Consider the following 14,179-nt stretch of genomic DNA (forward strand, 5'->3'; position numbering starts at 1 on the left):
AACGGCCAACTCCACCTGATCATCGGCAGCATGGGTGGGTCCACTATCATCACCACCGTGTACCAGATCATCCTGAATGTGACAGTGCATAACATGTCGATGCAGGGGCTGTAAACGCCGGTCGCTTTCACCACCAGTGGAAACCAGACTGGATACTCTGCGAGTGGGGAGCACTGGGCTTTGGCACAGGACTGAAGATGTGGTGGAGAGGACACAGAATTGCCCCCAAATCAGGAGGAATAGGCAGGGCGGCAGGTATACTGGTGCGCCCGGATGGCAGATTGGAGGGTGGGGCAGACCCCAGAGGGGATGATGCGGCGGCTGGTTTCTGAATATCCTTATCTGTTAAATAGAGAAGCTAAAAGCAGGGCTGTCAGGAGATGAAACAGGGAGCAGCTTTTTTTGAGATAATTTTGAATTAATCTGGCTGACCGGAGTGCATTGCTCTTCTGAATGCCTTACATTTGAAGCGTAACACGAGCCTGTTAAGATAGGCCGGGGATACCCTTGCAGCGGCCACTAATCTGCTTTCTGGTAAAGCGTGAGTCCGCCTGCAACTATGTCCACTACGCACAAAAAATCAAGACAATGAAACGGTACTTTCAACTGGCCTTTCTATTGGTTTGCCTTGCCTCCTGCGGCGGGGATAGGGAAACGACTCAGCCCACGGTGGAGGATATTACAGAGTCGGTCTACGCATCGGGTGTGGTGAAGAGCCGCAACCAGTACCAGGTATACCCGGTGGTGAGCGGCATCATAGAGGAGATACTGGTGACCGAGGGAGATACCGTGCAGCAGGGGGAGGTGCTGGTGCGCATCGGCAATGAGGCTGCCCGGCTGAGTACCGAAAACGCCCGCCTGGCTGCTGAGTACGCCCGTGTGAGCGCCAATGCTGAGAAACTGGCCGAGTTGGAGGAAAATATCGAGCTGGCCCGTAGCCGTATGCGCAACGACTCCCTGCTGCTCGTGCGCCAGCGCAACCTCTGGGAAAACCAGATCGGAACCCGCGTGGAACTGGAACAACGGGAGCTGGCCTACAAAAACTCCGCTACAGCCTACCGCTCCGCACGCCTTCGCTACAACGACCTTAAAAAGCAGCTCGATTTTGCCGCCCGTCAGTCACAGAAAAACCTGCAGATCAGTCAAAGCCAAAGCAGCGACTTTACCGTGCGCAGCGAAACCAACGGCAAGGTATACAGCATGCTGCGCGAGAAAGGAGAACTGGTGAGTCCGCAGGTGCCTATTGCCGTGCTGGGCGATGCCGAGGAGTTTATACTCGAGCTGCAGGTGGATGAATACGACATTGCCCGTGTGAAGCCCGGACAGCAGGTGCTGCTCAACCTAGACAGCTACCGGGGACAGGTGTTTGAGGGGCGTATCACCAAAATAAACCCGGCTATGAATGAGCGTACCCGCTCCTTTACCGTGGAGGCCGAATTTGTGACCATGCCCGATGCGCTCTACCCCAACCTCACCACAGAGGCGAACATCGTCATTCAAGCTAAAAAGGATGCCCTCACCATACCCCGCGACTACCTGGTGGACGGCGCCTATGTGCTGAAAAGCAAAGACGAGCGGGTGCCGGTGAAGACTGGCCTGAAAGACTACCAGAAGGTGGAGATAGTGGAAGGTTTGTCCAGAGAAGATGTGATTGTGAAGCCGTAGCGATGAATTTCAGACTGATATTCAGTATTGCAAAATCCTTGTTGCTGGCCCGCTGGCGGCAGACGCTGGTGGCAGCCGTGGGTGTGACCTTCAGCATTGCCATGTTCGTGACGCTGCTCGGTTTTATGAACGGTCTCAACGACATGCTCGACAGCCTGATCCTGAACGTACCCCGCATGTGCGGCTCTACAACGAGATAAAACCCAGCGAGAATCAGCCGGTGAATGAAGTCGACCAATACAAAAACTCCTACAATTTTATCAGTTCAGTGAAGGCAGGCATCACCCGGCAAGAGATCTATAACAGCGGCCCTATCCTGCAGACTGTGAAAGCTGATGAGCGGGTGCTTGGCGCTACTCCCAAGCTGCTGGCCCAAGTCTTTTACAATGAAGGCACCATTGATATCACCGGCGTGATCAACGGGATAGATGTGGAGGAGGAAAGCCGCCTGTTCAATTTTCAGGAATACGTAACATCCGGCGATGCCATCGATGCAAAGAACGTAGCCAATAGTATCATACTCGGCAAAGGTCTGGCAGAAATACTGGTAGCCGATATAGGCGATGTAGTGCAGGTAACCACGGCACAGGGGGAGCGATTTCCGCTGAAGGTGGTAGGCTATTTCCAGTCAGGTATACAGGAGATCGACAAGGTACAGAGCTATGCCTCCATCGCTACTACTCAAAAGCTGCTGGGGAAGCCTGCCAACTACATGACCGACATCCAGGTGAAGCTGCATGATCTGGAGCAGGCTCCGGTCGTGGCCCGCGAGTATGCGCAGCTTTTTAAGGTTGATGCCGAGGACATACAGACCGCGAACGCCCAGTTCGAAACAGGCAGCAACGTACGCTCGCTCATATCCTATGCCGTGGGTGTGACGCTGCTGATCGTGGCGGGCTTTGGCATTTTCAATATCCTCAACATGATGATCTATGAGAAGATGGACTCCATTGCCATACTCAAGGCCACTGGCTTTTCTGGTCGGGATGTGAACCTGGTTTTCCTGGTCATTGCTATGAGCATCGGCTTTTTCGGCGGTATGATGGGGCTACTGTTCGGCTTTATTTTCTCCGCCATCATCGACAGCATCCCCTTCAACACCTCCGCATTGCCTACCATCGAAACGTACCCGGTTAACTACGATCTGATCTACTATTTCATTGGTGGGTCTTTCTCGCTAATCACGACGTACTTTGCCGGTTTCTTCCCGGCCCGCAAGGCAAGCAAGGTAGACCCGGTTGAGATCATCAGAGGCAAATAAGAGGCATGAAAGGCAGAGACGAAAACATGCAGGAAGTCATACTTGAAGCGCGACACGTCAACAAGGCGTTTCATGACCCTGTGACGGTGCAGGTGCTGCGCGATATCACTTTTACAATAAATAAAGGAGAGTTTGTGTCGGTAATCGGAAAGTCGGGCTGCGGCAAGTCCACGCTGCTCTACATCCTTTCCACCATGGATACCGACTATACCGGCGAGTTGTACATAGACAATGAACTGATGTCAGGCCGCCCGGACCCCGAACTGGCCCGTATCCGAAACGAGAAGATTGGCTTCGTTTTCCAGTTTCACTACCTGCTCAACGAGTTCACGGTGCTGCGCAATGTCATGCTGCCTGGGCTGAAACTGGGCAGGTATAGCGAGCAGGAGGTAGAGCACCGCGCCATGGAGCGGCTCAAAATGCTGGGTATAGACCAACTTGCCAAACAGTCGGCCTACCGCATTTCAGGAGGGGAGAAGCAGCGGGTGGCCATTGCCCGGGCTCTCATCAACGACCCCATATCATCATGGGGGACGAGCCTACCGGTAACCTCGACAAGCGTAACAGCGACATCGTTTTCAATATCTTCAAGGAGCTTACCGAGGAGCACAACCAAACCCTGCTCATCGTGACCCACGACCCGGAATTTGCCGAAAATACACACCGTATCATCGAAATGGAGGACGGGCGGATTATCCGGAGTTAAGAAAACAGGTCAGAGCAATAGCCTATTTGTGAGTTTCTGCATGATTATGCTGAAATTCGCTCCCATATATATTACCTAAGCCTTATATATTTCGTATGAAGAATCTATGGTTCTTTAGGCTGTTAACACCCTTATGTTAAATTAATTATGAACAAAATGCTGGAGCAGCTTTTCAAAGTTGCTGGTAAAGAGAAAAGAACCATTATTGGCCTGATGTCAGGCACTTCCTTGGACGGCCTCGATATTGCACTCTGTGAGTTTGAGGGAAATGGTACTCAAACCCGCATGAAGCTGCGTGAATTTGTAACCATGCCCTACGATGAAACTTTTAAGCGGGAAGTAAAGGCAGTCTTTTCTAAAAGGGAAGTTGACCTGGAGCGGGTTTGCCTGCTGAACGCCTACATCGGGCGCTTCCACGCCGACCTCATCAACAAAAGCCTGCAGACGTGGGGAGTGGAATCTGCTGATGTGGATGTGATTGCCAGTCATGGACAAACCATTTACCACGCACCAGCTTCGCTGCATGGTGTAGCAGGCATGCCAGATGCGACACTCCAGATTGGCGATGGCGATCATATTGCGATGGGTACAGGCATCATCACCCTGAGCGACTTCCGGCAGAAGCATGTGGCGGCAGGGGGCGAGGGCGCACCACTGGCGGTGTACGGAGACTACCTGCTCTTCTCGGAACAGGACCAGAACCGGATCATGCTCAACATAGGGGGTATAGCCAACTTCACGTTTCTGCCAGGCGACCTCGATACGAGCCGTATCTTCTCGACCGATGTAGGACCTGGCAATACGCTGATGGACGCTTATGTGCAGCAGCAGTTTCCCGGCACCTACTACGACGCCGATTCCGCCATCGCATTGAAAGGTACCTATAACCAGGCGCTGGTGGCATCTCTCCTTTACCATCCCTTCTTTGAGCAGGACTTTCCTAAAACGACCGGCCCCGAACTGTTCAACCTGTCATACCTGGCAGAGGCACAGCGCAGATCCGATACGGAGCACCTGTCCCCGGAAGATGTGATGGCGAGCCTGAACCGGTTTTCGGCAGTGGCCATCAGCGGGGCACTGACACGTTCACTTGGTGATTCTGACTTTGAAATTTTCCTGAGTGGCGGCGGTATGCACAATCCACTGCTTATACAGAACATAAAGGCGCTTTTGCCAGGTGCTACTGTGCGCGACACAGCCGAGCTTGGCGTATCGCCGGATGCAAAAGAAGCGGTGCTGTTTGCCACCCTGGCCAACGAGTGCCTGGTGGGAGAGCCTATTGAGTTCGGTCCAGGTAAGAGGCGGGTGCCTTCTGTACTGATGGGGAAAATCAGTTTGCCGGAGTAAATTCTGAACATCAATACATCATAATTATACACAGTACAAAATAAGAGGCACTATGAGAAAAATTTACATGATTGGGAGGGTCTCCGGAAAGGCTATCCTGCTGTGTTTCCTCCTGTTGGTTGCTGCCTGTCAGCTGGCCATCGCCCAGGGTGCACGCTACACCATTACGGGTACCGTAACCGATGCCCGCACCAAGTCACCGCTGCCAGGCGTGGTGGTAAAGTTCCAGAACAACAACATCGCCACGGCCACCGATGTGAACGGGGAATACAACCTGCCAGCAGCGCTACCCCCGGGTAGTTATCAGCTCACGTTCTCGTTCATAGGTTTCAGGCCGGAAGTACGCCCCATTACCCTGGGCGATCAGCAAACGGTGCAGGTAGACGTGCAGATTCGGGAGGATATTGTGGGTTTGGATGAAGTAGTAGTGACAGGAACATCAGTAGCAACCAGCAAAAAGCAGCTGGGCAATGCCATCTCCACCGTCTCTGCTGCCTCACTCGAAAACAGCGTGGCCACTTCCGTAGACCAGGCCCTGGCAGGTAAGGTGGCCGGTGCGCAGATCAGTCAGAACTCCGGTAACCCGGCCGGTGGTATTTCCGTGCGACTGCGGGGTACCAGTACTGTGGTAGTTCCGGTGACCCGCTTTACATTGTGGACGGGGTGATCATCAACAACAGCTCACCCGAGCTGATTGACCTGGGAGGGTATGCGCAGAACAGATTGGTGGATATTAACCCAAATGATATTGAGCGGATTGAGATCATAAAAGGCGCAGCAGCTGCTGCTATATACGGTTCAAGGGCCAGCAACGGGGTGGTGCAGATCTTTACCAAACGCGGTGTGGAGGGTGCCCCTAAAATTGCGGTTTCCACCCAGTTTCGTGTAAATGAAGTGCGCAAGACGCTCGATTACAACCAGTACCCTTTCCGCTTTGTCAACAACATCGCCTCAGACCTCACCCAGGAGCCTGTTACGCGATACGACTTCCAGGACATGATTTTCAGGACAGCCTTCGGTACTGAAAACAATGTGTCGCTTTCAGGGGGTAGTGCAAATACCCAGTACTTTATGAGCGGCAATTTCCTGAGTAACCAAGGTATCATTGACAACACTTCCTTTAAGCGGGGAGGTGCCCGCTTGCGCCTTGACCAGACGGTGAATAACTGGGTGTCCGTTTCCTTAGGAGCCAATTACATACTCAGTGACAGCGAAGAGATTCCGAACGGTGGTCTGCTCGAAACGTATGGTGCACTGACCGGATTTATTTTCAGTAATAACTTTATCAATCCAGAGCCGGTAAATGGGATTTACCCTTCGACGGCACCAACTGCCATTCTGCGCCGCACCAATCCACTTGAAGCGATCAACCGCTTTGATTTCGGACAACGCACCAGCCGCTTTATTGGTGACTTTCAGCTGAACCTAACCCCGGCCAATGGCTTGAATATTAATTATGTAATTGGATACGATAACTCCACTCAGATTGCGACGGGCTTCATACCAGTTGGCAACACGACCCCATCCTACGATGCGGGCTACTCTCGCCGTGCCGACCGCACTTCATATCTGCTCAACAATGACCTGAATGTATCTTACCGTACCTTACTGACCGATTGGCTGGAGTCAACGACAGGTATAGGCGGTACGGTGCAAACCGAACAACACTACACGACAGCTATAACAGGCACTCAACTCGGACCTATTGCCCGCACCAGTACAAGCGGCGCAACTGTGGTTTCAAATGATAGCCGGGTGGACCTCAACATCATGGGCTTTTTTGCGCAGCAGACTTTTGGCATCGGCGACCGTTTCTTCCTGACGGGTGCTGGCCGCTACGACGTATCCTCTGCGTTCGGAGAAGAAGACCGGTGGCAGTTTTACCCAAAACTGAGCGGAAGTTACCTCGTTTCGAATGAGAGTTTCTGGCAGGGGCTCAGTGACATTATACCCATTTTCAAATTGCGGGCCTCCTACGGACAGGCAGGTAACCTGACAGCCATAGGCGCTTATGAGCGCTATACCAATTACAACCCTGTTTCATTGCCTGGTCTTCCCGGCGTGATCCCATCCACACTCTTAGGTAACACAGGTATAAAACCAGAGCGGCAGGTCGAAACAGAATTCGGCGCGATATGAGTTTTCTGGATGGCAGACTAGGGCTGGAGTTTTCTGTCTATAAAAAAGATGTGAAAGACCTGCTGCTATTCATCGGGTTGACGCCTTCTTCCGGTTTCCTTAACCAATACGCTAACATTGGCACAATGACGAACAGAGGCTTTGAACTGATGCTCACAGGCGCACCTGTTCAGACGGAGCGTGTACGCTGGACCTCGACTTTGATCTACTCCCGCAACCGAAACGAAGTGAACGATATACCTGGTGGTGTGTTGCCATTCCCGGGTGGTTTCGGGCAGGTGGCGGCTGTTGACGGTTATCCGCTTGGTTCATTTTACAGCACCTATTTCGCCCGAAATCCGGATGGCACGCTGCTGCTGACCCCCACCGGTCTGCCACAGCCTGAGCGTGCAGGACGCAACCCCGAAAACGGGCAGCCCATCGGCGCCACAGTGCCAAAAGTGATCGGTGACCCTAACCCCGACTGGACAGGCTCGTGGGTGAACGACATCTCAGTGGGTGAGCGCCTGTCATTCCGCACCCAGTTTGATGCGGTTTACGGTTTCGATGTGTTCAACTTCACGCGCCGTGTAGGTGAGCGAGACCTGTATGGCGGACTGGCTGGTTATGAGCCGGAGCTAAGAGGAGAAGTGCCGAAAGGAACCTCTGCTGCGCTGTTCGGGATATTTGAGAATTACATTGAAGACGGCTCCTTTATCAAGTTGAGAGAGGTATCAGTGGCTTATAGCTTCAAGCCAGCTTTCCTGGGAGGTAATAACGTGCGGCTCAGCCTGGCTGGGCGTAACCTGTTCTCGATTGACGACTACAGTGGCTATGACCCGGAGATAAATGCCGCCGGTCAGACCAACGCCGTGAGGGGCTTTGACTTCGTGGAGGTACCGATCCCCAGAACCTACGCCCTGGGACTCAACTTTACCTTCTAATTCTTCTTCAACCTAATGAAAAACAACATGAAAAATATAGTTTCATACTTAAAAGCAGGTTTGCTCTCGGGTTGCCTGCTGCTGTCGAGCGGTTGTGAGCTGGATATACCCAACCCCAATGCTGCCAGCGACATCGAAGTACTAAACTCCCGCGAAGGTATTATCGCCCTTAGTGTAGGGGTGCGTCAGTTTTACTCAACATCAGGGTTAGAAGCCGCTTTGCTCTACCCGGGCGTGACGGGGCGTGAAATGAAAGGGGTGGCCACTTTTACAAACGTGCTGGAATTGGAAGCGGGTGGATCTGACCTGCCAACATTCAATGGCAACGTACTGGGACTCTGGTCACGCATGCAGCGTGTGATGGTGATGAGTGAGCAGATACTGGAGAACGCTCCCAATATACCAACCTGACAGGAGGGACGCTGAGCGGGGTGATGGCGCATGCGCACCTGTTCAATGCCATGGCGCTCGGCAACCTGGCTATCGCATTTGAGCAGGCGAACCTGGAAACCAGCCGTACTGATAGAGTAACCTTCAACTCGAGAGCTGAGGTATTGGCAGCCGCCATCGCGCACCTGAACGAAGGCATCGCCCTGATAGAGGCTACGCCCATCTCACAGGAATTTACGACGCAGGTCACAGGTCCTGCTTTCAACCTCCGTAATACGCTCTACGCTTATAATGCCCGCTATAATCTTTATGCGGGCAATTACGAAGCAGCTATTTCTAATGCCGATAAAGTGGACCTGACAGTCCGTTCTGAGTTTGTGTACAGCACGCTGAGCCCGAATCCAATCTACAATACTGTCTTTGTCCTCGCCTATTTCAGACCACGTGATCAATTTGGTTTGCCCGATGCACTGTTTGAGGAAGGGGATGATCGGTACCCGTTTTACATGACAGAGCCGGGTGCTGATGTGTTAGGAGACCGGGTGATGACCCTGGCAGGTTTTTTCAACACGCAAACTTCCAGCATTCCGGTATACCTGCCAGACGAGATGAAGCTGATCAAAGCTGAAGCGCTCCTGCGCAACAATGGTTCTCTGGACGAAGCGCTTGCACTGATCAACCAAGTAAGGACACAGACGTCGGGTGATCCTTTTAATGTGCATGCCGGCTTGCCTGCCTACAGTGGTCCCGTGACGAGAGAGGCACTGCTGCTGGAGGTATACAAGCAGCGGTCAGCAGAGCTATACCTAAGCGGACAGAAGTGGGAGGACAGCCGCCGTTTCGACCGGCCGGGGCCACCTGATAACCTGGCGGAACGCAACCGCAATTTCTACCCGTATCCGGATCAGGAGCGTCGCAACAACCCGAACACACCGAACGATCCTGCTATTTAAAGCATTGCGCTATACCTGTTTGTGATAAAACAAAAAAACCTCTACTGTTGCAGCAGTAGAGGTTTTTTAATGGACTAATGTCTGTATTTAAGACTTATGCTGCTGGATCAACTCCTCCTCAATGGCAGGGCTCAGCACCAACACGAGGTGTTCGGCAAAGGCGGCATTTTCGATTTGCTTGTCACTCATCAATGCGATCAACCCAACCGGCTCGCTGTCCTCTGACAGGAAAATGCTGCCCAGGTAGCTCTCGATGTTTAACTCCTGCAGCTCCATGTCATGCGGAAAGTAGCGCTGTACGTTATTGGGATAATAGCAGAAACGCTGGGTCATGACAGCATCGCAAGGAGTGTATTGCAGGGGGTAGGTGATATTGGGCTGCTGCTCCCCATTTTTGAGAAATACGTTTGTTATGACATGATTGCCATCAAAACTTAAGCTGCCGATCAGCACATACTGTACCTGTGTGTACGCTGCAATAAAGTCTGCGGCCTGCTGCAGGAAAGACTCGTCGCGCGGCTGCGTGGTAAGCGAGATAGCGGATTCCAGTATCCGGTGCTCATCTTCCCCAAGCGCATAATTCCAATGATGCACGAATCTGTATTCCATCGCACAAAGTAAAAAAGTAATAATTTACAAATTTATACATTTATACGATATCAGTCCAGTAAGTTAAATATCAATTTGCTAAGTACTTGTGTTGATGTATGAATAAGGTAATCTGGCCTAAGTATTAGATTTTTACATTGTTATGTATTCGCTCCGTAAACACTAACTTTGCAATCACATTATGATTTTCGGGTAAATCATCACGCAGTCAGGAATGAAAAGAACGCTTCTCAATAGATCTGGTAGTAAAGTTATATTTTTCTTTTTCGCGCTGGTATTCAGCAGTCAGGCAATGGCGCAGGTAAACTACAAGGGCGGCTCCAATGTGCAGCTACTCTATGGCCGGGACCTGAATCAGTCCGGGCAGCTCGCTACCGTCACACTGGAACACTTTGGTGATCTGGGTGCTTTGGAGCAGTTTGGATTTGCCGATCTCTTCAATGATGCCAGCCTGGCCGCCCCAAACCTATACCTGGAGTGGTATCCTAAACTGAGTCTGAGCCGTGCCTCCGGGCGTACTATAGGTATGGGCCCGATTAGCGATGTGCTGGTAGGGGGCGGTATCAACGTGCTGTTCGGTGGTGATGAGGATTTCTTTGTCTACACGGCAGGACCGGCTTTTAAATTCCGTTTGCCCGGCCAGGGACTGTTGCAACTGGAAACCTACTATTACAAACAGCATGGAAGTGAGTACAGCGGTACGTACCAGTTCACACCCAGCTGGGACATTCCTATCCCGCTTTCAGAGCGTCTGCGCTTCCGCTTCCGGGGTTTCATGGATTTTATCGGCGACCGCGGACCGGGCACCACACAGTACCTGACGCAACCACAGCTGCATGTGGACTTAGGCAATTTCTGGGACAAACCCGGCAAGGTATACGTCGGCTCGGAGTGGCGTTACTGGCGCAATGTGGTAGGTATAGCGGGACTCAACGAGTCGATCCTGCAGGCGAATGTTCTGTTTGCTTTATAAGAGCTTGATTAATTACCGCTTTGACAGCGCCTTCAAATAGGGCGCTGTTTTGCTTTCTTTTGATTTGGCGATAAGGGCAGGAGGCCCTGCTGCGACAATATTGCCACCTTCTTCACCGGCACCCGGCCCAATGTCAATCACCCAGTCACTGGCAGCTACTACCCGCATGTCGTGTTCTACCACAATAACTGTGTTGCCGGCATCTACCAAATAGTGGAGCTGGGTCATCAGCTTGTCAACATCAGCTGGGTGCAGACCGGTAGTCGGTTCGTCCAGAATGTACAGGGTGTTGCCACGCTGAGAGCGCTGCAGTTCGGTGGCCAGTTTGATGCGCTGCGCCTCCCCACCCGATAGCTCAGTGGCAGGCTGTCCGAGTCGCAGGTAGCCCAGCCCCACCTCTCGGAGCATGGTAAGCGCACGGTGCACAACCGGCTCTTCATCAAAAAACTCCCAGGCCGCGTCCACCGTCATATCCAGTACCTCGGCGATGTTCTTGTCGCGGTAAGTCACTTCTAGGGTTTGGGCATTGTAACGGGCGCCGTGGCAAACGGGGCAGGGGGCGTATACGCTCGGCAGAAAGAGCAGCTCCACCATCACGAACCCTTCGCCCTGGCAATTCTCGCAGCGTCCTTTGGCTACGTTAAAAGAGAAGCGCCCGGCATCGTAGCGGCGCTTTTTGGCCAGCGGCGTACTGGCGAAAAGCTTACGGACATGATCAAACAAGCCGGTATAAGTGGCCATGTTGGAACGGGGTGTTCTGCCGATCGGCTTCTGGTCGACGCGCACCAGCCGTTTGATCTCCTCCATACCTGCTGTGATATGGCCTCCGGTCGTAACAGGTATGTCACGCTCTAATTCGTTTCCTTCCTCTTCCTCTACAGGGAGCTGATGCCCCAGATGAGCGGCCACCAGTTCCACCAGCACCTGACTCACCAGGCTGGACTTGCCTGAACCTGATACGCCGGTCACAGCTGTGAATACCCCAAGCGGAAATTCAGCAGATAGACTGTGCAGGTTGTTGCGGCTCACATCGCTAAGTTTCAGCCAGCCTTTTGGAACACGCGGATCGGAGTTGAATCCTTTTGCTTCTCTAAATAAATACTCGCCTGTACGGGATGCTTCTACCTGCCGCAAACCTTCAGTCGGGCCACTGTACAGGATCTCTCCACCTTTCTCTCCGGCAGCAGGCCCTACATCCACAATCCAGTCGGCATGGCGGATCACGGCCAGGTCATGCTCGACGATAAACAGTGAATTCCCTGCCTTTTTGAGTCCATCGAGGGCGCGGAGCAGCGCTACTTTGTCAGCGGGGTGCAGGCCAGCGGAAGGTTCGTCGAGCACATAGACCACGCCGAAGAGGTGCGAGTAAAGCTGCGTGGCCAGACGCAGGCGCTGCAGTTCGCCCGGGGAGAGGGTAGGGGTGCTGCGCTCCAGTGACAAATAGCCCAAACCCAGGTCGAGCAGCACTTCGATGCGGGCACAGAGGTCATCCGCAATGCGCTTGGCTACGATGGCCTGCTCCGGATGCTCAGTTTCCGTACGGGCATGCCCCGGCTCGGTACCCTGCGCAAAAGGCTTCAGCACAGCCTGCACTCTTTTCAGCGGCAGCCGTGAAAGCTCTGTGATATCATAGCCGGCAAACTTGACCGACAAAGACTCCGGCCGCAGGCGCTTGCCCTGACAGGTGGGGCAGTCGGTGCTGAGCATGTACTGCATCACCCGCTTTTTCATGAGCGGGCTGTTGGTGTTGGCAAAGGTGTGGAACACGTGCCGGCGGGCGCTGCTGAAGGTGCCCATGTAGTTGGGCTCTTCCTTGCGCTTGAGGGCGCGGCGTGTCTCTTCGGGGGTATAGCCAGGGTATACCGGCACGACAGGCTGCTCGTCTGTGAACAGAATCCAGTCGCGGTCTTTCTGCGGCAGCTCACGCCAGGGCTTGTCCACATCGAAACCCATCGTTACCAGGATGTCGCGCTGGTTCTGTCCGCCCCAGGCAGTGGGCCATGCAGCGATCGCCCGCTCCCGAATGGTAAGGGAGTCATCCGGCACCATCGATTTTTCGGTGACATCATACATTCGCCCCAGTCCGTGGCAGGTAGGACAGGCGCCCTCGGCAGTGTTGGGAGAGAAAGCTTCGGCATAAATAATGGACTGTCCCTCCGGGTAGTCGCCGGCCCGGGAGTAGAGCATGCGCAGCAGGTTGGAGAGTGTGGTGACGCTGCCGACCGAGGAACGGGTAGTGGGCGTGCCGCGTTGCTGCTGCAGGGCCACGGCAGGGGGAAGCCCGTCAATAGCGTCCACTTCGGGCACAGCCATCTGGTGAAACAGGCGGCGGGCATAGGGTGAAACCGATTCCAGGTAGCGACGCTGCGCTTCGGCATAGAGTGTCCCAAAGGCCAGACTCGACTTACCAGAACCTGATACGCCGGTAAAAACAACCAGTGCATCACGAGGTATCGACAGGTTGATATTCTTGAGGTTGTGCTCCCGCGCTCCCCGTACTTCCACAAATCCTTTAAACTGTCTGCTTGTGCCCTGGTTTTGTTTGTCTGAAATCATACGCCTTTGTGAATCACTTTGCTGCGAAGGTATAGCTTCTTAGCGCAATTGAAAATGATTGAGTGTACGGAGGATTTGGTTTTATGATAAGGTATAGCCGCTTCACAAAATACGGCGATATAGCAATTCTGAATAGATTGTGATTAATATAACTTATTGATAAACAGTTAGGTATAAATTAGTTGAATCATTTGATTTATTACACAAAATCCAGTTCATACACCAAACCATCTACATCATGAAAACACTAAAATGCAGGGATGTCGGTTTTGACTGCAATGCCGAGATAAAAGCGAACAGCGAACAGGAAGTGCTGGCACAGGCCGGAAAACATGCACACGATGTGCATCACGTGGATGTGACGCCCGAAATGGCCGAGCAGATTAAAACCAAGATCAGGGATGACGGTCAGCGGTAAGTCCAGCTCCAGATCACCATTTTTCAGTAAGGAGTGGCACAGGCATTGGTCTGTGCCATTTTTGTGTTGAAGAGCAAAATGAAAACAAGCTTTGCAGCCTTTTTAAGCCTGTTGTATAATAGTATAGGTATATAGGTATTTCTTTTAAAAATCCAATTATCGTAACCATTAAGGTATAGAGTAGTATTTATTTAAACATAATTCAGAAGCCTGTACAGGCGGAAGAGAAACACAATTTG

Annotated in this window: 13 protein-coding genes and 2 pseudogenes; 13 read left to right on the forward strand and 2 right to left on the reverse strand. The window is 52.6% G+C overall.

Features of this window, described 5'->3' with window-relative positions:
* The 11 genes and pseudogenes from O71_RS27085 to O71_RS05220 form a co-directional block, all read left to right on the forward strand.
* Positions 1 to 332, forward strand: a pseudogene (locus tag O71_RS27085) (gamma-glutamyltransferase); the annotation flags it as partial.
* Positions 333 to 588: 256 nt separating this feature from the next.
* Entirely contained in the window at positions 589 to 1,665 is a 1,077-nt protein-coding gene (locus O71_RS05195) for an efflux RND transporter periplasmic adaptor subunit (RefSeq protein ID WP_040573701.1), read from the forward strand.
* Positions 1,666 to 1,667: 2 nt separating this feature from the next.
* Entirely contained in the window at positions 1,668 to 1,865 is a 198-nt protein-coding gene (locus tag O71_RS27090) for a hypothetical protein (RefSeq protein WP_369750886.1), read from the forward strand.
* Positions 1,844 to 2,926, forward strand: coding sequence for an ABC transporter permease (locus tag O71_RS05200; RefSeq protein WP_369750887.1), 1,083 nt, complete (start codon positions 1,844 to 1,846; stop codon positions 2,924 to 2,926). Before O71_RS27090 ends, O71_RS05200 begins: the two co-directional genes overlap by 22 nt.
* 26 nt (positions 2,927 to 2,952) lie before the next feature.
* A pseudogene (locus O71_RS05205) lies at positions 2,953 to 3,632 on the forward strand (ABC transporter ATP-binding protein).
* Between the two features lie 147 nt (positions 3,633 to 3,779).
* Complete coding sequence (locus tag O71_RS05210) at positions 3,780 to 4,979, forward strand: anhydro-N-acetylmuramic acid kinase (RefSeq protein ID WP_007654005.1); 1,200 nt, start codon at positions 3,780 to 3,782, stop codon at positions 4,977 to 4,979.
* A gap of 52 nt (positions 4,980 to 5,031) precedes the next feature.
* Entirely contained in the window at positions 5,032 to 5,646 is a 615-nt protein-coding gene (locus tag O71_RS26325; protein WP_202800201.1) for a carboxypeptidase-like regulatory domain-containing protein, read from the forward strand.
* Positions 5,634 to 7,118 carry a TonB-dependent receptor plug domain-containing protein gene (locus O71_RS26330; protein WP_202800202.1) on the forward strand — a complete coding sequence of 495 codons (1,485 nt, stop codon included), beginning with the start codon at positions 5,634 to 5,636 and terminating at the stop codon, positions 7,116 to 7,118. Before O71_RS26325 ends, O71_RS26330 begins: the two co-directional genes overlap by 13 nt.
* Positions 7,115 to 8,041: a TonB-dependent receptor domain-containing protein gene (locus O71_RS26335; RefSeq protein ID WP_202800203.1), complete on the forward strand. Its 927-nt coding sequence runs from the start codon at positions 7,115 to 7,117 to the stop codon at positions 8,039 to 8,041. Before O71_RS26330 ends, O71_RS26335 begins: the two co-directional genes overlap by 4 nt.
* 27 nt (positions 8,042 to 8,068) lie before the next feature.
* Entirely contained in the window at positions 8,069 to 8,452 is a 384-nt protein-coding gene (locus O71_RS24560; RefSeq protein WP_202800204.1) for a hypothetical protein, read from the forward strand.
* A 23-nt stretch (positions 8,453 to 8,475) separates the two neighbouring features.
* Positions 8,476 to 9,384: a RagB/SusD family nutrient uptake outer membrane protein gene (locus O71_RS05220; RefSeq protein ID WP_202800205.1), complete on the forward strand. Its 909-nt coding sequence runs from the start codon at positions 8,476 to 8,478 to the stop codon at positions 9,382 to 9,384.
* An 87-nt stretch (positions 9,385 to 9,471) separates the two neighbouring features.
* Here O71_RS05220 and O71_RS05225 read toward each other — a convergent pair whose 3' ends face one another.
* Positions 9,472 to 9,993: a GAF domain-containing protein gene (locus O71_RS05225; RefSeq protein ID WP_007654006.1), complete on the reverse strand. Its 522-nt coding sequence runs from the start codon at positions 9,991 to 9,993 to the stop codon at positions 9,472 to 9,474.
* Between the two features lie 292 nt (positions 9,994 to 10,285).
* Between O71_RS05225 and O71_RS05230 the strand changes: the two genes are divergently transcribed.
* Positions 10,286 to 10,966, forward strand: coding sequence for a hypothetical protein (locus O71_RS05230; RefSeq protein WP_007654007.1), 681 nt, complete (start codon positions 10,286 to 10,288; stop codon positions 10,964 to 10,966).
* Between the two features lie 12 nt (positions 10,967 to 10,978).
* Here the strand turns inward: O71_RS05230 and uvrA are convergent, their stop codons facing one another.
* Positions 10,979 to 13,522, reverse strand: coding sequence for an excinuclease ABC subunit UvrA (gene uvrA, locus O71_RS05235; protein WP_007654009.1), 2,544 nt, complete (start codon positions 13,520 to 13,522; stop codon positions 10,979 to 10,981).
* A gap of 238 nt (positions 13,523 to 13,760) precedes the next feature.
* Here uvrA and O71_RS05240 point away from each other — a divergent pair, with 238 nt between their 5' ends.
* Entirely contained in the window at positions 13,761 to 13,940 is a 180-nt protein-coding gene (locus O71_RS05240) for a DUF1059 domain-containing protein (protein WP_007654011.1), read from the forward strand.
* Positions 13,941 to 14,179 lie beyond the last annotated feature (239 nt).

Source organism: Pontibacter sp. BAB1700, from assembly GCF_000277005.1.
In the GTDB taxonomy this organism is placed as follows: Bacteria; Bacteroidota; Bacteroidia; order Cytophagales; family Hymenobacteraceae; genus Pontibacter; species Pontibacter lucknowensis.